Source organism: Salinimicrobium sp. TIG7-5_MAKvit (assembly GCF_049569215.1).
Classification (GTDB): Bacteria; Bacteroidota; Bacteroidia; order Flavobacteriales; family Flavobacteriaceae; genus Salinimicrobium; species Salinimicrobium profundisediminis.
This window is the reverse complement of sequence record NZ_CP145903.1, coordinates 3264523-3287930: the sequence shown is the minus strand read 5'-3', so window position 1 is coordinate 3287930 and position 23408 is coordinate 3264523. Positions and strand designations below refer to the sequence as shown.

At 35.3% G+C, this 23408-nt stretch carries 17 protein-coding genes; 10 read left to right on the top strand and 7 right to left on the bottom strand.

The genetic code is table 11. The features are described 5' to 3' along the window. Positions 1-147: 147 nt before the first annotated feature. From V5739_RS14745 to V5739_RS14725, 5 genes are read left to right on the top strand one after another with little or no spacing between them, the layout of a single operon-like run. Positions 148-2940 carry a DEAD/DEAH box helicase family protein gene (locus V5739_RS14745; RefSeq protein ID WP_423818791.1) on the top strand — a complete coding sequence of 931 codons (2793 nt, stop codon included), beginning with the start codon at positions 148-150 and terminating at the stop codon, positions 2938-2940. Further along, on the top strand, positions 2941-4596 hold the full coding sequence (locus tag V5739_RS14740) for an N-6 DNA methylase (RefSeq protein WP_423818790.1): 1656 nt from the start codon (positions 2941-2943) through the stop codon (positions 4594-4596). It abuts the gene before it with no gap. Next, entirely contained in the window at positions 4596-6281 is a 1686-nt protein-coding gene (locus V5739_RS14735; protein WP_423818789.1) for a restriction endonuclease subunit S, read from the top strand. Before V5739_RS14740 ends, V5739_RS14735 begins: the two co-directional genes overlap by 1 nt. After that, complete coding sequence (locus V5739_RS14730) at positions 6278-7921, top strand: restriction system-associated AAA family ATPase (RefSeq protein ID WP_423818788.1); 1644 nt, start codon at positions 6278-6280, stop codon at positions 7919-7921. Before V5739_RS14735 ends, V5739_RS14730 begins: the two co-directional genes overlap by 4 nt. Beyond that, entirely contained in the window at positions 7911-8252 is a 342-nt protein-coding gene (locus V5739_RS14725) for a hypothetical protein (RefSeq protein ID WP_423818787.1), read from the top strand. The genes V5739_RS14730 and V5739_RS14725 overlap by 11 nt, the downstream gene beginning before the upstream one ends. A 10-nt stretch (positions 8253-8262) precedes the next feature. Here the strand turns inward: V5739_RS14725 and istB are convergent, their stop codons facing one another. Together istB and istA are read right to left on the bottom strand one after the other, a co-directional pair. Further along, on the bottom strand, positions 8263-9000 hold the full coding sequence (gene istB, locus V5739_RS14720) for an IS21-like element helper ATPase IstB (RefSeq protein ID WP_423818786.1): 738 nt from the start codon (positions 8998-9000) through the stop codon (positions 8263-8265). 19 nt (positions 9001-9019) lie between these two features. Further along, positions 9020-10573: an IS21 family transposase gene (gene istA / locus V5739_RS14715; RefSeq protein WP_423818785.1), complete on the bottom strand. Its 1554-nt coding sequence runs from the start codon at positions 10571-10573 to the stop codon at positions 9020-9022. Positions 10574-10826: 253 nt separating this feature from the next. On the opposite strand from istA, the gene V5739_RS14710 reads away from it, so the two are divergent. From V5739_RS14710 to V5739_RS14700, 3 genes are read left to right on the top strand one after another with little or no spacing between them, the layout of a single operon-like run. After that, positions 10827-11576, top strand: a complete 750-nt coding sequence (locus V5739_RS14710) for a hypothetical protein (RefSeq protein ID WP_423818784.1) — start codon at positions 10827-10829, stop codon at positions 11574-11576. Continuing rightward, positions 11577-12500 carry a phospholipase D family protein gene (locus V5739_RS14705; protein ID WP_423818783.1) on the top strand — a complete coding sequence of 308 codons (924 nt, stop codon included), beginning with the start codon at positions 11577-11579 and terminating at the stop codon, positions 12498-12500. Positions 12501-12510: 10 nt separating this feature from the next. Next, a complete protein-coding gene (locus V5739_RS14700) occupies positions 12511-13251 on the top strand; it encodes a hypothetical protein (protein WP_423818782.1) in 741 nt (246 codons plus the stop codon). Between the two features lie 113 nt (positions 13252-13364). Here the strand turns inward: V5739_RS14700 and V5739_RS14695 are convergent, their stop codons facing one another. Then, entirely contained in the window at positions 13365-14561 is a 1197-nt protein-coding gene (locus V5739_RS14695; protein ID WP_423818781.1) for an IS256 family transposase, read from the bottom strand. A 123-nt stretch (positions 14562-14684) separates the two neighbouring features. After that, positions 14685-15817 (bottom strand): IS3 family transposase gene (locus V5739_RS14690; protein WP_423818780.1). Its coding sequence is split into 2 segments (ribosomal slippage): positions 14685-15556 and positions 15556-15817, totalling 1134 coding nucleotides; the frame shifts between segments, so codons are not numbered across the junction. Between the two features lie 78 nt (positions 15818-15895). Between V5739_RS14690 and V5739_RS14685 the strand changes: the two genes are divergently transcribed. Continuing rightward, the gene (locus V5739_RS14685) at positions 15896-16204 is read left to right on the top strand and encodes a T9SS type B sorting domain-containing protein (protein WP_423820496.1); all 309 of its coding nucleotides are present in this window, start codon (positions 15896-15898) and stop codon (positions 16202-16204) included. A gap of 365 nt (positions 16205-16569) precedes the next feature. Here the strand turns inward: V5739_RS14685 and V5739_RS14680 are convergent, their stop codons facing one another. Continuing rightward, entirely contained in the window at positions 16570-17655 is a 1086-nt protein-coding gene (locus tag V5739_RS14680) for a Fic family protein (RefSeq protein WP_423818779.1), read from the bottom strand. A gap of 1178 nt (positions 17656-18833) precedes the next feature. Beyond that, the gene (locus V5739_RS14675) at positions 18834-20180 is read right to left on the bottom strand and encodes a capsule assembly Wzi family protein (protein WP_423818778.1); all 1347 of its coding nucleotides are present in this window, start codon (positions 20178-20180) and stop codon (positions 18834-18836) included. A 93-nt stretch (positions 20181-20273) separates the two neighbouring features. Between V5739_RS14675 and V5739_RS14670 the strand changes: the two genes are divergently transcribed. Continuing rightward, positions 20274-21020, top strand: coding sequence for a tyrosine-protein phosphatase (locus V5739_RS14670; RefSeq protein WP_423818777.1), 747 nt, complete (start codon positions 20274-20276; stop codon positions 21018-21020). Here the strand turns inward: V5739_RS14670 and V5739_RS14665 are convergent. Next, positions 21017-23407, bottom strand: coding sequence for a GumC family protein (locus V5739_RS14665; RefSeq protein ID WP_423818776.1), 2391 nt, complete (start codon positions 23405-23407; stop codon positions 21017-21019). The two genes, V5739_RS14670 and V5739_RS14665, sit on opposite strands and share 4 nt — an antisense overlap. Position 23408 lies beyond the last annotated feature (1 nt).

Below are 23408 nucleotides of genomic sequence, written 5' to 3'. Positions count from 1 at the left end.
AGTAGATCAAATGGACCAAATTATTTTCGAGCTTATCTTTCTCTTTCCAATCATTGTGAGCTTTGAAATAGTTATAGGAAATTTAAATACAGTATATTTGGTTTGTTTGCACCCCTACTGCAAAATTCTTAAAATACTGCAGTTAAATTGAATACCGAAAAATCTACTCGTCAACAATTAATTGACCAACAGCTGAAAGAAGCTGGTTGGGATGTCAATGACAAAACTCAAGTAGCCGAAGAGTTTTTTTATATCAATTCCAACGGAGTTTCAGAATCTTCAAGCAACTATGGCAATAACAATTTTTGTGATTATGTATTGCTGGGCAAAGACGGTAAACCATTAGCTGTTGTAGAAGCAAAAAGAACATCAAAAGATGCTCAACAAGGAAGGGAACAAGCGAAACAGTATTGTTATGGCATTAAAGAGGAACAAGATGTGGATTTACCATTTTGTTTTTACACAAATGGAAATGACATTTTTTTCTGGAATTTAGAAAATTATCCACCTAAAAAAATTATTGGATATCCTACTAGAGATGATCTCGAACGTTACAAATATGTAAGAAAAAGAAAAAAGTCTCTAGCTACTGAATTAATTGATACTGACATTGCAGGCCGGGACTATCAAATTCAGGCGATTCGTAAGGTTATGGAATCCATCGAGAAGAAAAGGACAAAATTTCTTCTTGTAATGGCAACCGGCACAGGTAAGACAAGGACTTGCATTGCTTTAACAGACGTATTAATGAGAGCAAGCTGGGCTGAAAAGGTCTTATTCCTAGTAGACAGAATTGCTTTACGCGAGCAAGCTTTGGATGCTTTTAATGAACATTTACCCAATGAACCCACCTGGCCCAAACAAGGTGAAAAAACTATAAAAAATGACAGACGAATTTATGTTTCAACCTATCCAACGATGTTGAACGTTATTCGTGATGAAAGAGAAACTTTATCTCCCCATTTTTTTGATTTAATAGTTATTGACGAAAGTCATAGATCTATCTACAATACTTATCAAGAAGTACTACAATACTTCAATACAATTACCCTTGGTTTGACTGCAACTCCAACTGATGTTATTGATCATAACACGTTTCAATTGTTTGAATGTGAGGATGAGCAGCCAACTTTTGCATATAGTTATGAAGAGGCTGTAAATAACATACCTCCGTATCTATGTGATTTCCAAGTAATGAAAGTGCACACCAAGTTTCAATTTGAAGGGATTCATAAGGGTTCAATAAGCCTTGAGGATCAGAAAAAGCTAATCCGAGAGGGAAGAGATGTGGAGACTATCAACTACGAAGGGAAAGAAATAGAAAAATCGGTTAGAAACAAAGGCACTAATGCTCTTATCGTTAGGGAGTTTATGGAAGAATCCATAAAAGATCCTAATGGTGTCCTCCCCGGAAAAAGTATCTTCTTTTGTCAGTCTATAGCTCAAGCCCGGCAACTAGAAACCGTATTTGACTCCTTATATCCAGAATATAATGGGGAACTTGCTAAAGTTATGGTTTCCGATGATCCTCGTGTCTATGGTAAAGGAGGATTATTGGATCAATTTAAAACGAAGAATTTCCCTCGTGTTGCCATTAGCGTTGACATGCTAGACACTGGTATTGACGTTAGGGAATTAGTGAATTTGGTTTTTGCTAAACCTGTATTTTCCTATACAAAGTTCTGGCAAATGATAGGACGTGGAACAAGACTTTTAGAGCCCAAAAAAATTAAACCCTGGTGTACCGAAAAAGACGTTTTTCTTATTCTTGACTGTTGGGATAATTTCGAGTATTTCAAACTTAATCCAAAAGGAAAAGAAAACAAATTACAGATTCCATTACCGGTTCGATTTGTAGGTATCAGAATTGACAAAATTGAAGCCGCTTTAGAATTAGATGAAAAAGAAATTGCATTAAAAGAAATAAATCTTCTAAGGAAACAAATTCAGGACCTCCCAAAACAGTCAGTAGTTATTCAGGATAATAAAGCTAAAATTGAGAAGGCTTTATCTTCAGACTTCTGGAAGAGTATTTCTTTTAAAGACTTTGATTACTTAAGAAATCATATTCAGCCTTTATTCAGGACAATGTCCCAAGTTGACTTCAAAAAAATGAGGTTTGAAAAAGATGCTTTAGAAACTTCACTTGCATTTTTACGACAGGAAGATGAAAAATTTGCGATTCTAAAATCAAATATTCAGGAAGAGGTAGGTCTTTTACCTTTAACGGTAAACGTGGTTGAGAAACATAAAGCATACATTAGACAGGTACTGCACGAGAAATTCTGGAGTACTATCAATGATTCTGAATTTGATCATCTGGCAAAGACTCTGGGTCCACTAATGAAATATATTGATAAGCTGAATGGCAAGTCAGAAATGGACCAGCTCAACCTTCAGGATATTGTCACCAAAAAAGAATTTGTAGAATTTGGACCTCAAAATGAAGCTGTAAGTATTTCTAGATATAGGGAGATGGTCGAATCAAAAATTTCAGAAATGATCGACCGCAACCCAATATTAACCAAAATAAAAAATAGAGAAAATGTCACTCCCTCGGAAGCTGAGATTTTAGCGGAAGAACTTCAAAATGAAGATCCACATATTACGGAAGCTTTGCTTCAGAAAGTTTACAACAATCAAAAAGCTAAGCTGGTTCAATTTATAAAGCATATAGTAGGGATTGAAGTATTGGAAAGCTTTGATGAAACCGTAAATAAAAAAATAGCTGAATTTATTAAAGAACACAATACCCTAACATCAAGACAAATTGAATTTCTCAATCTTCTAAGAGATTATATTATTGAGCGTGGAAATATTCAAAAACGAAATTTATTACAAGCTCCTTTCACAGTTATACATCCAAAAGGAATAAGAGGCGTATTTTCACCAACTGAAATAAAAGAAATAGTTACCCTAACCGAACAACTAGTTGCATAAATGAGTTTATTACAACATAACCCAAACATCAAATCAAAAATTCAGGACTTATGGAATAAGTTTTGGAGTGGTGGCATTTCCAATCCCTTAACAGCTATAGAGCAAATCACATATTTGCTCTTTATGAAAAAACTTGATGAAAATGACAAGGAAGCTCAATATAATGCTGAATTTACGGGCGATCCTTTTACTTCCATTTTTGATGGTTACTTTTTACTACCAGGAGATAAACCAAAGGAAAATGTTTCTAAGGAAGACCTGGAAAGATTAAAGAAAGAAAAAGGCATAGAAAAGGAGAAGCTGCGCTGGAGTGAATTTAAAAGATTGCCTTCTGAAGAAATGCTCCAGCGTGTGCAGCAGTATGTATTTCCTTTTATAAAAGAGGATTTAGATAAAGAGGACTCCCCGTTTGTAAAGCACATGCGAAACGCAGTGTTTATTATCCCTAAACCTTCTCTTTTAACTGAAGCTGTCAAAATTATTGACTCAATTTACGAAGACATAGAAAAAGATGCTTCTGAAAAAGGTCAGGATTTTCAGGATATTCAGGGGGATGTTTATGAATACCTTCTAAGTGAAATTGCAAGTGCTGGTAAAAACGGACAGTTTAGGACACCAAGGCACATCATTAAATTGTTAGTAGAATTAGTTGATCCTAAGCCTGGAAATCAAATTGCCGATCCCGCTTGTGGTACCGGTGGATTTCTGCTGGATGCTTATCAATACATGGTAACTCAACTTGATGGGAATAAGAGGAACAAAGAAAAAGATGAGGACGGTTTTATAAGAACTAGTAAAAGTGCAAAGCTAACTTCCGAAGTAAAGCTAACATTAGATCAAAGTTTACAAGGTTATGATATTGACCAGACCATGGTCAGACTTGGTCTTATGAATTTAATGATGCACGGAATTAATAATCCGCAAATAGATTATAAAGATACCTTAAGTAAGTCTTATGAGGAATCCTCTCAATACAATATCGTCCTGGCTAATCCACCTTTTACAGGAAATATCGATAAAGGCGACATTAACGAAGAGCTAAAACTTGGAACGACCAAGACTGAGCTACTTTTTATTGAGCGTATTTATAATATGCTTAAGATTGGAGGAACTGCAGGTATTATTGTTCCTCAAGGGGTTTTATTTGGAGGTGGAAAAGCTTTTACAGAAGCAAGGAAACTGATGATCGAAAAAAGTCAACTTAAAGCAGTCATTAGTGCTCCTAGCGGTGTCTTTAAACCTTATGCTGGGGTTAGTACCGCTCTATTGATTTTCACCAAAGGAGGTGAAACCGAGAAAGTTTGGTTTTACAACATGGATAGCGATGGCTATAGTCTCGACGACAAACGTCAAAAAGAGGATGGCTATGGCGACCTGCAGGATATAGTTATTAAATATAAAAGTGCTAAGCCCGATTCTGAGAATGATAGAAAACGTAAACAATTTACGGTTCCCAAAAAGGAAATAGTAGGAGAAGATTATGATTTAAGCTTTTCAAGATATAAAGAGGAGGTTTATGAGGAAATTGAATATGAAAAACCTAAAATAATCCTGGAAAAATTAATGGGCAAATATAATGATCAAGGGGAATTGGAGGAAAAAGGACTAGAACAAGAAATAAATGAAAAGCTTAGACAATTAAAAGATTTATTTTAATGATTAAGACTTTAGGACAAATTGTAACAATAAGTAAAGGAAAGAAACATTCAATTGCTGAAACTATTTCCGATAAGTCCATTAGATATATACAAATAGAAGACCTGAGAAATGACCTAAACCTAAAATATACCGATGATTTAAAAGGAGTTAACGTTACACAGAAGGACGTATTGATCGCTTGGGACGGGGCAAATGCAGGTACTATTGGTTATAATTTATCCGGAAAAATTGGTAGTACTCTTGCGAGGCTTCGATTGAAAGAGAATGTAAAAATTGATTCAATATTTTTAGGGAAATTTCTAGAATCAAAATTTGAATATCTTAGAAAAACAGCTACAGGTGCAACAATCCCTCATATTAACAGAAAAGCGCTGGAGAAAATTGAAATTCCAATTTTCGATCTGATCGACCAAAAACGAATTGCTAAACTTTTATGCGACTGTGAAGATTTAATAGCCAAACGAAAAGAAAGTATAATCCTGCTAGATGAATTAGTGAAAAGTACTTTTTTGGAAATGTTTGGGGATCCACTATTAGATTCTAGATGGGAACTTTTAAAATTACAAAAATTAACCACAAAAATAGGAAGTGGATCTACACCTAGAGGAGGTAAAAATGCCTACAAGGAAGATGGCATTAGCCTAATTAGAAGTTTAAATATTTATGACAATAGATTTAAAACAAAAAATTTAGCTTTTATAGATGAAAATCAAGCCTATAAACTAAAGAATGTTACAGTTAAAAAAAATGATGTTCTTATAAATATAACAGGTGCATCGGTTGCAAGAGTAACTGTCGTTCCTGAGGAAGTTTTACCCGCCAGAGTAAATCAACATGTCGCAATTTTAAGAGTAGACCAAAAAATAATAGACTCACAATATTTAGCTTATTTACTAAATTCTCAAAATTTCAAAAAGAATTTAATTAAGATTGCCACTTTAGGTGGAGCTACTAGAGAGGCCTTAAATAAATCACAATTAGAGAATCTAATTATTCCGGTTCCTCCGATTGGACTTCAAAATAAATTTCATTCAGTAGTTACAGAGGCAATTAAGCTTCAAAAATTATATAAGAAGAGTTTAACAGAAATTAAAAATTTATCTAACGTATTAAATCTGTTGGCATTTAAGGGGGGATTGGCTTTTTCTGACTTTACTCCGATCACCTCTAATTATACCACAAATGATAATGATAGTAAAATCGCCGATACTAAAGACAAATCTTTTATTTCTATTGAACATCGTGTAATAGATAACAATTTTATGATACCCGAGCCTAAAGTATCAAAGCAGGAAAGGGTGGTTCTTGAAAAATTTGAAGATTTAAGTATTGAACGAGTATCTGACTTAATAAAGGAGCGTTTTGGCAGAAATCATTTTTCGTTTGAAGAGTTAATAAATTTCTTTGAGAATGAAAAACAGCTTCAAACACCTTATTTCACTTCACAAGATCTGAACAGCAACCCTTATCTAAACAATAGAGATGACTTAAAAAAATTTATTTTTTCATCTTTGGAAACATCATCAGAGAAGGCAACCAACCCATTCTTAAAACTTAAACAGTTTTTCTATAATGCTTTGGATGAAAATTTTGACTTAAAATTAAAAGAAAAGGACTTTAAAAAATTCAAAAGTTTAACTCAATTTCAGAAATCTGGTTTATACTTTAAAATAATGCAATGAAAATAAGAAGTGTCGAAATCTTCGGGGATAACTTCAGAAGTCTACCATCCCACACCAGGTATGAGTTTAATAATTCAAATGAAGAAGATAGACTATCAACAAAAATTTTTGCTGGATTAAATGGTAGTGGGAAATCTAATTTCTTAGAACTGTTTTCAGAAATCTTTTATTATCTCGAAATTTTCCACATGCGATCTGCAAGTGATGAAGATAAGATTGGAAAAAATTTTGGTTTTTCAATAGAGTATATATTGCCTTTGGCAGATGACAGCCCTCTTAAAGCAGAAACCCCAGATGCAAGTCAGCTTGAAGTTAGCATTATTAAAAAGTTAAATGAATTTCCAGAGTTTAGCTATAGCATCCCTGAATTCGACATATCTAGAAGAGTAGACTATATGGGCCCGAATGGTTTGAGTTCCCAATTATTGCCTAATAAAATTATAGCATACTCTTCAGGCCAGAATGAATTATTAAGCAATCCTTTCTATAAAATAAAATATCACTATCATAAATCACTGAGTGATTATAGAATTCGGGATGAGGATAAAGATCTCTTGAAGAGAAATAAACTTTTCTTCCTAAACTACGAATCTAATTTTTCCATTTTTGTAGCTAATATGCTTCTAGCACAGGAGCCTAATCTCGGTTACTATAAGAAAATTCTAAAACTAAAAGACCTTCATTCTTTTAGAGTCTCATTGAACTTTGTTGATTATAGAAGGAAAAAGATAAAAATTCGGCCTCAATTGTTAGACAAAATTGAATGGTTAAAGAAGTGTGCTTCCTGTTATTACGAAGAAAAGGATAAAGAGGGTTTTGTAAAAAGTCTAATCCTAGATTTTAAGGTAGGAAGTGAAATGAAATCTGCTTTTGACTTCTATTTTGAATCTGCTTTTGGTCTTTTCAAGCTTTTTTATGAATTAGACTTACTAAATATTAATCTGGTTAAATCAAGAACAAGAGATACCATTATTTCAGCACATAAAGGATTAAATCTAAGTGATGAAATCCCTAAAGCAGATCCTTCAAAATTGGTTTTTCGCATAGAGAAAATCATTGTCGAAAAGAAAATAAATAAAGAAGAGACAAAGAACATTTATTACAAAGCTTTATCTGACGGCGAGCATCAATTTAGTCAAGTAATTGGATCAATCTTAATGATTGAGGAGCCTGGATGTTTATTCCTGTTGGATGAGCCTAATACCCATTTTAATCCAAAGTGGAGAGCTAAAATGATTAAATTCTTGAATCAAATTACAGGAATTGAATTTGATAGCCAAAAAAGAGTAACAAAAGTTCGGCCTCAAGAAATTATTATAACAACACATTCACCATTCATAATATCTGATAGTAGGAAAGAAGATGTTTACAAATTTACCAATGGTAAATTTGTAAATCCGGAAAATCAAACTTATGGATCATCCATAGAATATTTATTAGAGTTAATTTTTGATAGAGATATTTCAATTTCAAATTTTTCGAATGATCAACTAATTCGTTTAAAGGAAAGTATTCAAACGCGGCGAGATATCGAACAGGTCAAGAATAAATTACTGGAATTTGGTGAATCTATCGAGAAATTTGATGCCTATTCCTTTTTACTGAAGAAGGAAAAAGAGTTTACAAAAAATGATATATAGCTTCAAAAAAGTAGATCATCCTATTCAACTATTTCATGAGAATATTAGTCAGGTTTTCAAGAATATTTTTGACAATAATCTGAAAGTTTATGATGAAGATGTCCTTATACCTAAAGATTTTATTCCCATAGTAAATTCTTCAGAAACAAGATTAGAGACGCCCTTAAAAGAAATAGTTAAGGTTTATTATTCCCTTCCAAATTTCGCCAAAATACAATTAAAAGAAGCCTTTAAAGTCAATAATGATATTAATGTTTGGCTATTTCGGAAGGACCGTGCCACTGATTTCGGTTCAAACAGTGCCACTTTAAAAGATCATGCAATTATATAAAAAATTAATGTTACTCGTTTTTCAGAACTCCTTTTCTTAATGATTCTCCTTTAAGATCTATCCTATGTGAGGAGTTTACTATCCTGTCCAGGATTGCATCAGCAATAGTTCCTTCCCCTATAATATCGTACCATGCAGATACCGGTATTTGAGAGGATAATATGGTAGATGTTTTATTGTATCGGTCATCGATTATATCCATTAAGGTCTCTCTTGCATGATTGTCGAAGGCTTGAAGTCCAAAATCATCAAGGATGAGCAGATCTGCTTTAAGTAGTTTATTTAATTCCTTGAGATAGGTTCCATCAATTTTACTGAGTTTTAGCTTCTTAAATAGACGGGCAGTGTTCGAGTAGATGGTTTTATATTCCATCATGCAGGCCTGATGACCTAAGGCCTGTGCTAAATAACTCTTGCCTACTCCGGAGGCACCGGTCAGTATAAGGTTTTCCTTTTTAGCTATAAAATCCAGGGATCCCAAACGAACAAACATGTTCTTATCGAGGTTACGATTGGAGGTGTAGTTTACTTCAGCAAGACTTGCTTTCTGTCTAAAGTTTGCCTGTTTAAAAAGACGATCTATCTTCCGGTTCTGGCGATCCTCCCACTCATGGTCTGTGAGTAGTGCCAGATATTCATCGGCAGTGATATCGTTTAATTCGTTGTTCTTTACATGCTGAAGGTGTAGCTGAGCCATAGCCCCTAGTCGCATTTGTTTTAGTTTTTCAATAGTCTGGTTGTTATTCATATTTCTGGATTAAAATGATTTATTGATAAGCAGCGGCACCTCTGATGTTTTGATGGGATGGGATATGAGTTTTATCTTCTTCAAGATCCTGATAAAAAAGAGAGCTTTGGTCAAGGTTGTTCTTTAGGATATTCTTGATACGCATATAAGAAGTCGCATCTGCCTGTAAAGCTCTTTTACAAGCATTATCAAGTCTTTTAGAACCGTAAGATTTATGGAGCTGGATAAGGCCCATCACCCGCTTATAGCCTGTTTCGGGATACTCACTGTCAGCAAGTATCTTTTCCACACAATTCACTACGTGAGCTCCGTGAGGAGCGGCTTTGTTTTTAAAGTATTCAGGACTCCAGGAGGTATAACCTTTATGGGTGCTACTTAAATGATCTGTATTTGTATTGTAGCTTCCTTTACTTGGATTTCGATGATGCAGGGCTATTCGAACGTGATTGTAATAAACCTCGACCACAGTTTTGGTATAATGGATCAGGGTCTTTTTACCGATGTAGCGGTAGGGAACACTGTAGTAGCTTTTATCTGGAGAGAAGTATACATATCCCATCTTTTGCACCTTTGCCCGTTTATAGTCTTTGATTTCATAGGCAGATGTTGGCAGGAGTTTTAAGTACTCACGTTCTACTGATTGAAACAGTTCTCTACGGCTGGCTTCCTTTCGCTGGAACAGTAGATTATTATAGCCAACAAGTAAGCGCTTTATCTCCCGGTTTAGATCCTGTAAAGAGAAGAAGGTCATCTCCCGCAGGGGATAGTAAATACGCTGATAAACAAGATGCACTGCATTCTCCACCAGAGCTTTATCCTGCGGTGCATAACTGCGGGTGGGATTGATCACACAGTTGTAATGGCGAGCAAAATCTTTAAAGCTCCGGTTGATCTCCGGCTCATATTTGCTGGCTCTGGTCACTGCAGATTTTAAGTTGTCTGAGACTATGGCTTTTGGAACACCTCCATAAAACTGTAATGCATTACCACAAGAAGTAATAAGATCCTCCCGTTTTTGGCTTAAGCTAGCCTCTACGTAAGTATACTGGCTGTTGGGAAGAATTGCTATAAATACCTCTACAGGAATGACTTCTCCGGTTTCTTTATTAACGACATGTAATTTTTTACCCGCATAGTCAATGTACATTTCATTACCGGCTTCATGTTCGAGTTTCATGGAACCTTTGACCTTGGCATATTTACGCCGATAATGCTCCATAAACTGCGTATAGCTGTACGGCTGGGAAGCCTGCTGCGCATATTCCTGATAATGGTACAGAAAAGTAAACCCAGGATGATTCCGGGCCTTATTGACCCCCTCAAAATATAGCATCAGTTCATCATGCCGCTCATTATCAATAGTAGTATGTGAAGGAAAAAGCGCACTCAGACGTGCATTGTCAAAGGAAAGTAGTTCTTTAAATGAATAGTCACTGGCCGTGAAAAACTTCATATAGCTGTTGACCGTGTTGCGGGAGATGCCTAGAGTGGTAGCTATCTTACGATTGCTAAAACCATCCAGGCTCAAGGTAATAATTTGTTTTAAGTCCATCGGATCAAGGGTGTTGGCCATATCTTATTACAGTTTTGCAACAAGATATTACTTGATCTTTCAAAGTGGCACAAAACGAACCGATACGACTGGCACAATTTGAGCCGTTATGACTTTCAGTATTGCCAAAAAGTGGCACAATTCAAACCGAAATACCTGGCACTAACCGACCGAAATCACTGGCACAATTCGAACCGAAATAGCCATTAATGTTTTCTCCGATAAGGATAAATATTTAATAAATTATGATTCTCTACATCCAGATATTGAAGCTGTGTTAAAACCTTTTTTTACAAAACTTTGGACTGACTACCCTCAAGTTAAACAAATGGAGAATGATTTCGGCTCGGTAAAATCGCATTATGAAAAGCTTATTAGTTCAGTAGGTTTTATAGTTTCGGTATGTCCTTTTTGTGGTATAGAATCTTTTGAACCACCGACAGGGAAATATAGGGAAGCGTATGATCATTTTATTGCAAAAGCAAATTATCCATTTGTAAGTATAAACTTTGACCTTTTATTTCCTGCCTGTCATAAATGCAACTCAAATGAAAAAAGAGATATCGATACATTGTATAGAAAGGATTCAAGTAGAAGACTAGTATATTATCCTTACAATCCTATAACTTCTAATTCTTTGAGTATTTTAATCCAACCTAAAGAAGATTATTCTAAAACCACTTTACAAACTTTGTTAAAAACTTTGCCGACTAATATTGAGCTTCGAAGAAATGGGAATGAGGAAGAAGAACTTACCTCCTGGGATGAAGTATTTAATATAAAAAGAAGGTATTTAGAAAAAATAACCCACCTAGAATCGGAATGGTTTAAACACCTTTTAAAAATCTATAAGAGATCCAAGAGCAAGGGTGAATCTTTTCAAACCTTTAAAGAAGAAATTCTGGTGGACTGTGAGGATCAAATTTATGTTTCACCCCAAACAATCCTAAAATATTCATATTATAAGTTTCTATTTGATTCCGAAAAATTTCAGGAAAGACTAGATTATATCTCAGAAAATTAAATGGCCCTATTTCTTAATACCAATAAACTTAATTATTGGATCCCAAAACTTATTTCAGAAGCTCAAAGTGAACTCATTTTGATAGTTCCCTATATTAAAGTCTCTCAAAAGATTTTCGCAGCTTTACAACAGACAGACGAAAAAGGAGTGGATATAACGCTGATATACCGAGAGAACAAACTTTCAGAATCCGAAAAATCTAAATTAACTTCATTTCAAAATCTTTCCCTTCTCCACCACCCTAATATTCATTGTAAATGCTATTACAATGGCGATCTACTTATTTTAGGATCGATGAACCTATATGAATATTCAGAAAAAAACAATAGAGAAATGGGGGTTCTACTTCATCAAAAAAGAATGGAAGATCTTGGTGAAGCCTTTAATGGATGGGAATCTGACAGCAAAACAATTTTTGATGATGCCATTATAGAAATCAAGGAGATAATAAATGGTGCTCAGATTGAAAAACTCAGTGATAAAGGAAAAGCAAAAAACTTCAAAATAGAAATCATCAAAACTGATGAAGAATTGGAAATCGAAAGATGCGAGCGATTCAATAGATATTTCCTAAACAAGAAATTCAAGGCCATTGAAGAAACCGAAAATAACTGGGTTTCAAAATGTGAAAATTATTTTGATAAGGTTGATGTGCTTATAGAAAATAATAGAATCTCTGTCCGGTTTAATTTACCAGAAAATGAATTAAAAGGCTTATACCACAAATGGATGTTATCCTATCAGGAATTTGAGTTCCCTGCAATCAAATACTACTGGAACTATCATACCTCAAATCTATTTGTTTATAGAGATTACCAGAGTTGTAATTGGGATCATCTGGGAATAGGAAAAGAGTATCACCAGAAATTAATCACGGGGATTAACAACATTATATCTAAGTATAGAATATTAACTGGAAAATAAATAAACCAATATGAAAAAACTTTACTCTTTATTAATAGTAATTGTATTTCTGGCATCCTGCCAGGAAAAAAAATCAGAATCTAATGTGATCACAAAATCTGCTACTTCGTCAGAAACAGTCAATAAAGCAACTGAGCCTACAGAGAAACAACCTGTATGGACCGATAAGGAACTTAGAATTCATCGAGAAAAAATTGAAGTAGGAAATGAAAAGCTTAAAATGGCTTTTAACACCCATATAGAAAGTATTGAAGAGGAACTGAAGCAGGCTAAAGCTGAATTAGAAGAAATAGAAGATTTTGAAATCGGTAGAAGCCAAGCAACAAAAGATGCTCAACTGGAAAAACAACATGAAAAAATCGAATTTTTCAAAGAATCAATTTCTCATTTAAAGTCAGAATATGTAAAAATCCCTCTCCACAAGAGATTTGATTTTCAAAAAAATCCTAAAGCTGTAGTAGAACAGCTGTTTGAAGGATTTAAAGATGAAGACTTCGAAAATTTTAGATATTTAGGAGATCCATATGGGGAATTTGATGAAGAAATATTGTGGCTTACCAATATAAAAGCTCTACCTCAATTATATCGTGAGGATTTTTTATCCGAATTTAAAAATTCAAGAATAATGGGAGAGCCAATAATTAAAAACAACAAAGCTTCCATTGAAGTTGCACTCGGCCCATCTTCAAATAGACTAGAAATAATAAATCTAGTCAAAAGACTTGACAGTTGGTATTTAACAGGAATTTAATCATGATTTTATATGCTGTGGAATAAAAAAGAGAAATATCTAGAATATCCTTTTAAAAAGTGACACTATCCCGTAAAGTGTGTAAGTTCTAAATAAAGGGGTTTAACTTTTATCTAAAGTTGAACCCTTTCTTCGTATATAGTCAAGAACTGATTGAGGACGATTCCCCAATTTCTAATGGGCATAGACCATTTTTTGGTTGCTTCCCTTAAAGCCAAATATACAGATTTCATTACAGCATCATCAGTTGGGAAGGATAATTTGTTTTTAGTGTACTTTCTGATCTTACCATTCAGGTTCTCAATAAGATTGGTGGTGTAAATGATTCGCCTGATCTCCAGCGGGAACTCATAAAAGACGGTAAGGTCTTCCCAGTTGTCCCTCCAGCTTTTTATCGCATAAGAATACTTAGAGTTCCATTGGGTGGCAAAATCTTCCAAGGCAGCTTCTGCGGCTTGTTTGGTAGGTGCATCGTATATCAACTTCATATCCTTGGTAAAGGCTTTTTTATCTTTCCAAACTACATACCTACAGGCGTTTCTGATCTGGTGAACCACACAGATTTGAGTTTTAGACTGTGGAAAAACATTCTTAATGGTATCCGTAAAACCATTGAGATTATCAGTGGCAGTGATTAAAATGTCCTCAACTCCCCGGGCTTTCATATCGGTCAATACGCTCATCCAGAAGGCGGCAGATTCATTCTTTCCTAACCAAAGGCCCAGGACTTCTTTTTTGCCATCTCTTCTAAGGCCTACAGCTATGTAAATGGTTTTGTTGACTACCTTAGAGTTCTCTCGAACCTTGAATACGATTCCGTCCATCCAAACGATCAGATACACAGGCTCTAAAGGACGATTTTGCCAGGCTACGATATCATTGCTGATTCTGTCTGTAATTCTGGATATAGTAGAAGTAGAGACATCAAAACCATACACCTCAGAGATTTGCTCCTCAATATCGCTATTGCTCATTCCCTTTGCATATAGTGATACAATAACATTTTCAATCCCGTCCACCATGTTTTTTCGTTTGGGAACGATCATGGGATTAAAAGAGCCATCACGGTCGCGGGGAACCTTTATAGTGTCTTCACCGTAAGAGCTGCGAACCTTTTTCTGAGAATAACCGTTCCTGGTATTTCCAGATCCAGACTTTTGGTTCTTGTCGTAATCCAGATGGCCATCAAGTTCACCTTCAAGCATTTTTTCTAATCCTCGTTTTTGAAGTTGCTTGAGAAAGCTGCTAAGTTCTTCTCCGGATTTAAACTGTTTTAAAAACTCATCATCGAATAGATCTTCTTTTTTCATCAATGTGTAAATATTAGTGCCTGGATTTTGCAGGCAAGGTTAAAAAAATAACGAGGCTAACAAACCCCGTTATTCAATACTTACACAGTTTTTAATATAGTGCCTAAAAAGTGTAAGCTTCCCCTAATTAGAACTGCTTGATGGTATAAAGTTATTGGTTTTCTTTTTATCTGTGGTTTCTAAGAGTGCATTAAATTTTGCATATTCTATGGGTGCCATTTTACCTAAAGCATCATGAGGTCTTTGATTATTATAGTCATCCATCCATACCTGAGTTTGCTCCCTTACCTGATTAAGATCTTCGAAAATGTATTTATTTAGAACTCCTCTTCTGTAAGTTCCGTTGAATCGTTCAATAAATGCATTCTGTGTAGGTTTTCCTGGTTGGATATACTGGAAGCCGATTCCATGCATCTGGCTCCATTCTGAAGCTATTTTAGCTATAAACTCAGGACCATTATCCATTCTTATCTTCTGAGGTTTTGTTCTTCGGTTAATTAAATGGTTTAACACCCAAATCACTCTATTACTGGGCAAAGAAAAATCAACTTCTATATGAAGAGCTTCCCGGTTATAATCATCAATAATGGTAAAGGCTCTAAATCTTCTTTTGTTATCAAGAACATCTGTAACAAAATCCATACTCCAGGTATGATTAAGGTTCTCAGGTACTTCCAGGGGTTCTTTTACTCTTGCTGGTAATCTTTTCTTCACTTTACGCCTGAGGCTTAAGCCAAGGTTTTTATATACACGATAAACTTTTTTATGGTTCCATGGCTTTCCTTCCTTGCGCAGTCGTTCATAAGCCATCCAAAAGCCTTCCTCACTATACTTCTCTGCCTTTTGCTGTAAGGCTTCTTCTATGGGTTTATCATCTTTAGGGAGAGGAGTATAATAAAACACACTCTTGCTCATTTTTAAGACACGGCACGCCCTGCTTATACCGTAATGAGCAAGTTCTTTAGCTATGGTTCTCTTAGGGCAAGGCTTTAGAGCTTTTTTTCGATGATCTCTTTGGCCATCTCATGATCCAGGGAAAGGGTGGCATACATCTGTTTGAGTCGTCGGTTCTCTTCTTCGAGTTCCTTAAGGCGTTTTAGTTCTTTACCATTCATGCCGCTAAAACGCTCACGCCACTTGTAAAAAGCAGCTGTGCTGATGCCATATTCACGGCTGATCTCCACAGCTGTTTTACCGTTATCGAATTCTTTGAGGATTTTAGAGATCTGCTGAGGGGAAAATTTACTTTTTTTCATACTGCTTAAAATTAAGAATTATTCTACTTTTAAACAGTTCAGTTTTAAGGGAAGCTTACAGGCGGCTCGTACACAGCAATTGTTAGGGACAAAAGTGGCTGCGGAATTGACAGTGAGGAAGTCACCATTATAGATTTCCCAAAGTTTTTTTCTCCAAATAATGATGGCTTCAATGATCTCTGGCAAATCGAAGGAATCAAGAATTATTCCAATACCGTTGTCATTATCTTCGATAGGTATGGGAAAATACTCAAACAAATTGGGAGCAATGAAATAGGTTGGGACGGTACCTACAATGGCAAACCTATGCCATCAGATGATTACTGGTTCAGTCTGCAACTAGAAAACGGAGAGATCTATAAGAACCATTTCAGTTTAATCAGGTAGCGTGTTCATTACTAATTGTCCATTGTAAAGCGCTTCATCCCTTTCCAGGTATTGATTAATTAGTTATTCAACTTTAAACTAACTACTCTGCAATTATTAGTCATTAAACCTTAGACATTCAAAAGTTGTTTTCACTTTTGAGGCATTATTTAGATTTCTATTTCTAAATTTATACTTCCCTTTCCCACTCTCTTTCTGGTTGGCAGTGAAAAAAGAATTAAGTGCCATTTCCTGAACTGATAATTTGCTGAAGAAATTAATTGAATAGGCAGAGGGGCAGTATCGAGATTGGCCATTGGAGGCTTAGAGGCATTCCGATGATTTATTGTCTTGGGATTTTAAGCATTAATTTTTTTTATAGCTGATCAAGATTTCTCCAATATTTCCATCAACCCGTAATTAAGATACAATTTTTCTTTCCCCACCTTTTCGGAGGTTAAATACCCTGCAGACTCCAGTTCATTCAAATAATTTCCTACAGTTTTTGGTGTTCCTAATCCAGCATCGATTAAATATTGACGTTTTGTATAAGGTAATTTGAAAAGGATTTCTATCAAATCTTTTGAATAGACTTTTGGTAGGGTCTCCTTAACTTCATCGGTAAAAGTTTGCATAAATCCATTCACTTGATTTAAAAGATTCAATCCTTTATTGGCAGTAAAAGAGATCATTTCGAGCATATACAGAATCCATTCTTCCCACGCATCTTTTTCCGTTACATGTCGTAATTTCGAATAGTAAGATGTTTTATTTTTTATAATATATTCACTTAGATATAATGCCGGAATATCTAAAAGGTTTTCAATTTTTAAATAGAGCAATAGCAAAATACGTCCTGTTCGACCATTTCCGTCAGTAAACGGGTGAATCGCTTCAAATTGATAGGGCATAATTGCCATTTTAATTAAAGGGTCGATGGCATCTTTTTCATTTACAAACTTTTCGAGATTGGCTAATTTTTCTCGTATTACAGCTTCACCTGTCGGCGGTGTGTAAATAGTTACGCCTTGAGGATTTTTAAGACTTGTGCCGGGAGTGGTTCTAATTCCTGCGGTATTTTTCTTTATACTTTGTACAATCTCAATGCACAAATTAGTAGTGATAAAAGGTTTTTTGTCTATAGCTTCTAGGCCTTGCCATAAAGCTTCTTTGTAACTGATTACTTCTTTGGTTGAAGGATTGTCAAATTTTTTATCTGCAACAATAGCCTTATACAATTCGTCATTTGTGGTGATGATATTTTCAATTTCAGAACTGGCTTTAGCTTCCTGTAAATGGATAGTGTCCAGGAATAAAGTGGGATTGGGTAAATTAATAAGCATACCATTTAATTTTGCCAATGCCCTACTGGCTTCGATTGTTTTCCGAAGGACCTTTGTTGTTTCCAATGCAGCCTTTGGTGGTAACAAAGGAAGATCATTATAAGGCTCATTTCTATTAAAATCTTTCATTGATTACAAGGGTAAGAATTACTTCCGTTCGTCGAACAAGTGTAAATATAATAACTATTTACCTTTGTTATTGTTTCAAGAGTAAATTTTACTCCCGTTAAAGCTATACACTTATAACGCTAATTGAAGTATTAGAGTAACAAATCATCCTTGCGTTGTACCAGATTTGCACCTCAAATTCTCCTGAATACACCAACTATCATGAAAATCTCCTGTTTCAAAAAAACCGAAACCATCCTATTCTAAATGGACTTTAAACCGGTTGCGAGGGTTTGAATGATAAAGTAATTTCTTGTTTCAAAACTACCAACAGGACCTGGCTCCTAGTTTCCAGGAGCGCTGCAATCGGGATCTTTTTCTTAGTGAATTGCCTTACTTCTATTCCGTCAACATTAAATGCTGAAAAAATTCTGATCGGACCCGTGGATGGAATTTTTTATTTCATCAATGACTTTGAAAATTTAATTCGGCACCCGATATCACCATTGTATGTGTGGAAAATTCTGAAAATCTCAAAAGGTTAAAGGAACAGACCTATCTATTAAGATATCCGTCCGGCCATTGTTTTATAAGCCACTATCCTCAAAATCAGAAAACAGATTTTGAAAAATGGATTAAATTCATGCTCAATAACTATCTCCATTTTGGGGATTTCTATTTGCAGCATTTATCTGAATGAGTATAAGAAACATCTTTCTGAAAGAAGTCGTTTATTTATTCCTGAAGGCTTAGAGGAAATTCTAAAAACCCGGTACTCGAAAAGGATAAAATTCTCAAAAAAGCAACTTTAATATTTACAGCATTGATGAAGAATAAATCTTAAGTCTTATTAATCTGCTTCATAAATATAAGAAAGGGCTATTCCAGGCAATGTTAAATGAAGGTCTTCAAAAGTATAAAAACAAAGACCGGACTATGTGAGAATCTAATCCAATTTATTTAGGAAAAATATTAATTACATAAAAATCAATAAAATAAATAAGGACTAAATATTTGATAACATTTTATCACTTTTTTTCAACATGTTATAATGGCCGTGTACCTGGATTACACCTCGAAATCTGCGAATACCCCAGCCTGCTTGAAAAGATAACTTCTGTATTGGGAAGTAATTAAATCAGAATAAATTTTTCTTCAATATTCTTATCGGGTGACTTCAAAAATATGTGGTGAGATTATTAAAAGAAGTTTTTTGTAACCCTCAATCCTATTCCGGCGTTAGATGATTGAGAGGAGTGAAGATCGGCTCCAATCTGTACGTTCACATCTACATATCTCTGCCAAACATTTGCGTCAAGGTACATTGATATAATTCGTTCGATGGGTTTGGAGGTACCACTTTTAGCACCATAATTTCCACGATAACTGGCCAAAAATTTATAAGGATATTCATAAAGCGCCGTACCAGTTAACCCTATGTGATGTGCAACAATATTATTATGTGCCACTCTAAATCTATCTTCGTCGAGCATTATGAAAGGTAGCCCTATAATTCTATTTTCATAAGTCCAGCCAGAACGATAAAGATTATTGTTAAAATAATTATCCTTTCCGTCTGTAGTTGGATAATTTTTACTCTGGTTGCGGGTAAAATAGTATTCATACATAAAAGCCTGTATCCATTTTTCTGGCTCCCTATCAGAAATATAGATACCATAGCGACCGTCCGGAGTATTTCGAAGTTTTATGCCAGAAAAATCTTCAAAAATAGTATTATAAATCAATGAAATATCGAAATGCGAAAATGTGGTATTTAATTGGATTTCATACCCTCCCAGGTGATTTCCCAGTCCGTTAATTTCCTCTTCACCTACAAGGCCAACACCTCCTGCGAGGCTACCTCCTGTTATGACTTTTATGTAGTCGTTAAGTCCTGCAGGTAAATCACCATATTCTGAGGTCTTTCCACCCCATTGTACGTAATGATGGCCACCTGCGACTAATTCTACGTTATCAATTCCAGAATATATTAAATGAAAACTTTTATGATGGATTCGGGGCATTTGAATAAACCTGTCACGTTCTTCCGAAAAAAATTCTTCCCAGGAAGCCTTTACTCCAATTCCGGCACGTTTAAAAAGCATTAAAGGCTTAACCTTAACACTAAAACCTGGAACTGGTCGTGAATTTAAAGACCATAACACACTTTCATTAGTAGCACTAATTCCTCTAAAAAGTTCATCTCTTTGTTTTCTTCCTGCATATGCTTCAACCCATTTGTTTTCGTAGTTTATAAAAAACTCGTCCAGTTTCATTTCGTCCGAATAACCATTACTGTAAAGAAGGCCAACACCTGCAGAAAGAACTCCGTCATTTCGAAACTTGTAGGTTCCTATACCGGTTAACCATGAACTTAAATTAGTTTTTTCATCAATCCTTCCACGTTGATTGGAATGTAGCCAGAAAGGACTTTCTTCACCCGAATAGACAAGACCCTGAGCAGTACCTCTAACTGAGTAATTTATTTCCTGTGAAAAAGCTGCCGAAGCAGACAGCAGTATCAAAAAGGTGAGCTTTTTTATCACATTTTTATTTTGTGTCGTAAAAGTAGTATTCTTCTGCTAAAGCCCAATAGACTATGAAATAAAAACATTAATTTTAATCTATAAAATAATTAAATGTTTAGTTTCTTTCAGAAAAAAATATTCCTCAAAGATTACCTTGACGGTTTTATTGATATCCACAACCACGTTTTGCCAGGAATTGACGACGGCGCATCAGATGTAGATACTTCTATCCGTCTTTTATATGACTATCAAAAACTGGGAATTCAAAAAATAATTGCCACTCCCCACGTCATGAATGATTACTACGCTAATACTCCTGACAGTATTAACAAAGCTCACAAACTACTTATAACAGAGTTAAATAAACTTAATGATTTGAAAGTGGAGATAAAGGCTGCAGCTGAGTATATGATGGATCAAGATTTTATGGCCCTTATAGAGAAAAAAGAATTACTTTGTTTAAAAGAAAATATGGTTCTGGTAGAGATGTCTTATTTTCAGCCACCAATTAATCTTAATGAAATTCTATTTCAACTTCAAACTTTACAATACAAACCGGTTCTCGCTCACCCGGAGCGTTATGCTTTTCTACATTCCAACTCTCTTAGTAATTACAAAGAACTTAAAGACAGGGGATGCCTCTTTCAGTTAAATGCCCTTAGTCTCATCGGCCACTACGGAAAAAATATTAAAGATATAGCTTTCCGGCTTTTAGAAGAAGAGATGATGGACTTTATAGGTACTGATACACATCAGAAAAGACATTTAGAAAAACTTTCAACAGCCAGCATCTCTTCAAAAAAAGTAGAGATGCTGCGTTCTATAATAGACAATACAAAAAAAACGTTTAAATTTTAACTTCTTCCGAAGAAACGTTTAATTGAACCGACAAGACCTTTCCTATCGTCATCAGCACCATATCCATAACCGTACCCATAGGAATAACCGTACTTAGCTCCATAAGAAAATTTGGAGTAATCAACATCATTAAGAACAATAGCCAAACCTTTAAGTTTACCTTGTTGTTTTAGATCTTTAGGAAAATCAAGTAATTTCTTTTCGGTGTAACCTGCTCTTACCACATAAAGGGTAGTATCGGCAAGTTGGCTAATAAGAAGGGTATCAGTAACTATCATCGTTGGTGCTGTATCTACAATGATAAAATCATAATTTTCTTTCTGACTTTTCAGTAGTTCCTCCATTCGGTCATTCATCAGCAGTTCTGCAGGGTTTGGAGGTATTGCTCCTGAGAAAATAACATCTACAGGTATATTATCCTGTTTCATTGGCTGAATAACATTTTCAGCTCTAATGTCCATATCATACAAAAAATCTGAAAGACCTTTTGTATCTAAAGGATTACCTGCAAATTTGTGTAACCTTGGATTACGCACATCTGCTCCAATCAAAAGAATCTTTTTACCTGTACTGGCTAAAGTGCGTGCAAGGTTAAAGGAAATAAAAGTTTTCCCTTCCCCCTTTATTGTTGAAGTAACAAAAAGCACTTCTGCTTTATCTTTATTTCTTGACTGAACCAGATAAGCAAGATTGGTTCTGAGAATCCTAAACGATTCTGCTAATGGGGAACGGTCATTTAATTGTATTAATTCTGCTTCATCTTTCGAGATCTTTGGAATTTCTCCCAAAAATGGAACATGCTTATTCAGATATTGTAAATCACCTTTATGGTGAACTTTGGTGTCAAGAAAATTAATTACAAAAATAATTAGAAGTGGAATTAACAGACCAATTATCCCTCCACCCGTAAGGACCAACCATGGCTTAGGATCTACTGGTTGATTATAGGTAAAAGCCGGATCAATAACTTTAGCTACCGGAGAGGTAGCTGCAAAAGAAATAGCAGATTCTTCACGCCTCTGCAGGAGAAAAAGATAAAGCTGTTCTTTTATTGCCTGTTGACGTTCAATACTTCTTATCCCTTTTTCAAGTCCCGGAAATGAACTAAACTGTCCTTCTGCTCTCTGATCTAACTGATTCAATTCTCTTAATTGAATACGAATGGAACTACGTGTCTGCTCAATATTATTTAAAATATTTTCCCTTAAGGCATCCAATTGATCACTAAGAGTCTGCACAACGGGATTCTGGGTAGTACCAGTTTTTAAATACGCATTCCTCTGAAGCACTAGCTCGTTGTACTGTCCTATAGCAGATCCCATCCCCCCTTGTTCCAATCCGACTCCTTCAGGTAAAAGCTGATATGGTTTAGTGGAACTAAGCGTGCTTTCAATTCCGTCCAAAATCATGAGTTGGGTTTCCAAAGTGAAAATTTCTTGTTCAGCCATAGTAGATTTGGCCATATACTCACCTGCACTACTTCCCACATCCATAAAGCGATTTTCACTTTTAAAATCTGCTATCCCCCCCTCAACAGAATCAAGCTCCTGGGAAATCAGTTCCAATCGCTGTCTTATAAACTCAGCTGTATTTTCGGCTACCTGCCTTTTATCAGCTACTCCATCGGCATTAAAATGAACCATAAGAGTATTAAGAAAATCTCTGGATTTTTCGGGCACTTCTCCTGTGATGCTAAGTGACAGAATGTCTTTAGCTTTTCCTTGTGGTGCTACGACCATCTTTGAGATATACTCATTGGCGACATCTCTTAAAGGCCTTACTAAAATATTGACCGTAACATTACTGCTGACTTCTTCCTTGTTAGGAGCAATTAGAAAACTAATCCCATTTAAAGTCACGGGTTCTCCAAATTCATACTGTTTAGAGGAACCGTCTGAAGTTTCAAGTTTGTAGGATGTAGCAGAAGTCGGGGTCACCCAAAAATTTAATGCAGACTCATGAACCAGGCTTTTTTCGGAAAGGAATTCTATAACAACCGGCGTATTTTCATAAGCTTCAACTGCAATTACATTTCCTTCAACGTGATAGGTTACGTTAAGATCCAGTTCGTCTATTACTCCTTCAACTAATCGCTTAGATTTTAAATTGACGATTTGATTTTCCAGAGAATTGTTGTCAAATGCCAGGATCGAAGTACCTCCCGAAGGTAATGCCCCTACGAGGTTACTACTCTCATCTTTAAGGATCATCATTTTAGCTTCTGTGGCATATTTGGGCAGGGTATATCTGTTATACAGGTAAGCAATTGTAAGACCCAGAAAACATCCGAAAACAAGCCATTTCCAGTATCTCAAATATTTAAAGATCTCTGCTTTAAGATCAAAGTTTGATTCTTGTTTTTCCGAAAACTCTTCGAGTTCTTCCATA

Bases quoted from the DNA above. Each gene is read 5' to 3' on its own strand.
- V5739_RS14725 (WP_423818787.1), top strand. From the start codon at position 7,911: ATGATATATAGCTTCAAAAAAGTAGATCATCCTATTCAACTATTTCAT.
- V5739_RS14730 (WP_423818788.1), top strand. From the start codon at position 6,278: ATGAAAATAAGAAGTGTCGAAATCTTCGGGGATAACTTCAGAAGTCTA.
- istA (WP_423818785.1), bottom strand. From the start codon at position 10,573: ATGGCCAACACCCTTGATCCGATGGACTTAAAACAAATTATTACCTTG.
- V5739_RS14700 (WP_423818782.1), top strand. From the start codon at position 12,511: ATGAAAAAACTTTACTCTTTATTAATAGTAATTGTATTTCTGGCATCC.
- V5739_RS14680 (WP_423818779.1), bottom strand. From the start codon at position 17,655: ATGAAAGATTTTAATAGAAATGAGCCTTATAATGATCTTCCTTTGTTA.
- V5739_RS14665 (WP_423818776.1), bottom strand. From the start codon at position 23,407: ATGGAAGAACTCGAAGAGTTTTCGGAAAAACAAGAATCAAACTTTGAT.
- V5739_RS14705 (WP_423818783.1), top strand. From the start codon at position 11,577: ATGGCCCTATTTCTTAATACCAATAAACTTAATTATTGGATCCCAAAA.
- V5739_RS14695 (WP_423818781.1), bottom strand. From the start codon at position 14,561: ATGAAAAAAGAAGATCTATTCGATGATGAGTTTTTAAAACAGTTTAAA.
- istB (WP_423818786.1), bottom strand. From the start codon at position 9,000: ATGAATAACAACCAGACTATTGAAAAACTAAAACAAATGCGACTAGGG.
- V5739_RS14670 (WP_423818777.1), top strand. From the start codon at position 20,274: ATGTTTAGTTTCTTTCAGAAAAAAATATTCCTCAAAGATTACCTTGAC.
- V5739_RS14735 (WP_423818789.1), top strand. From the start codon at position 4,596: ATGATTAAGACTTTAGGACAAATTGTAACAATAAGTAAAGGAAAGAAA.
- V5739_RS14740 (WP_423818790.1), top strand. From the start codon at position 2,941: ATGAGTTTATTACAACATAACCCAAACATCAAATCAAAAATTCAGGAC.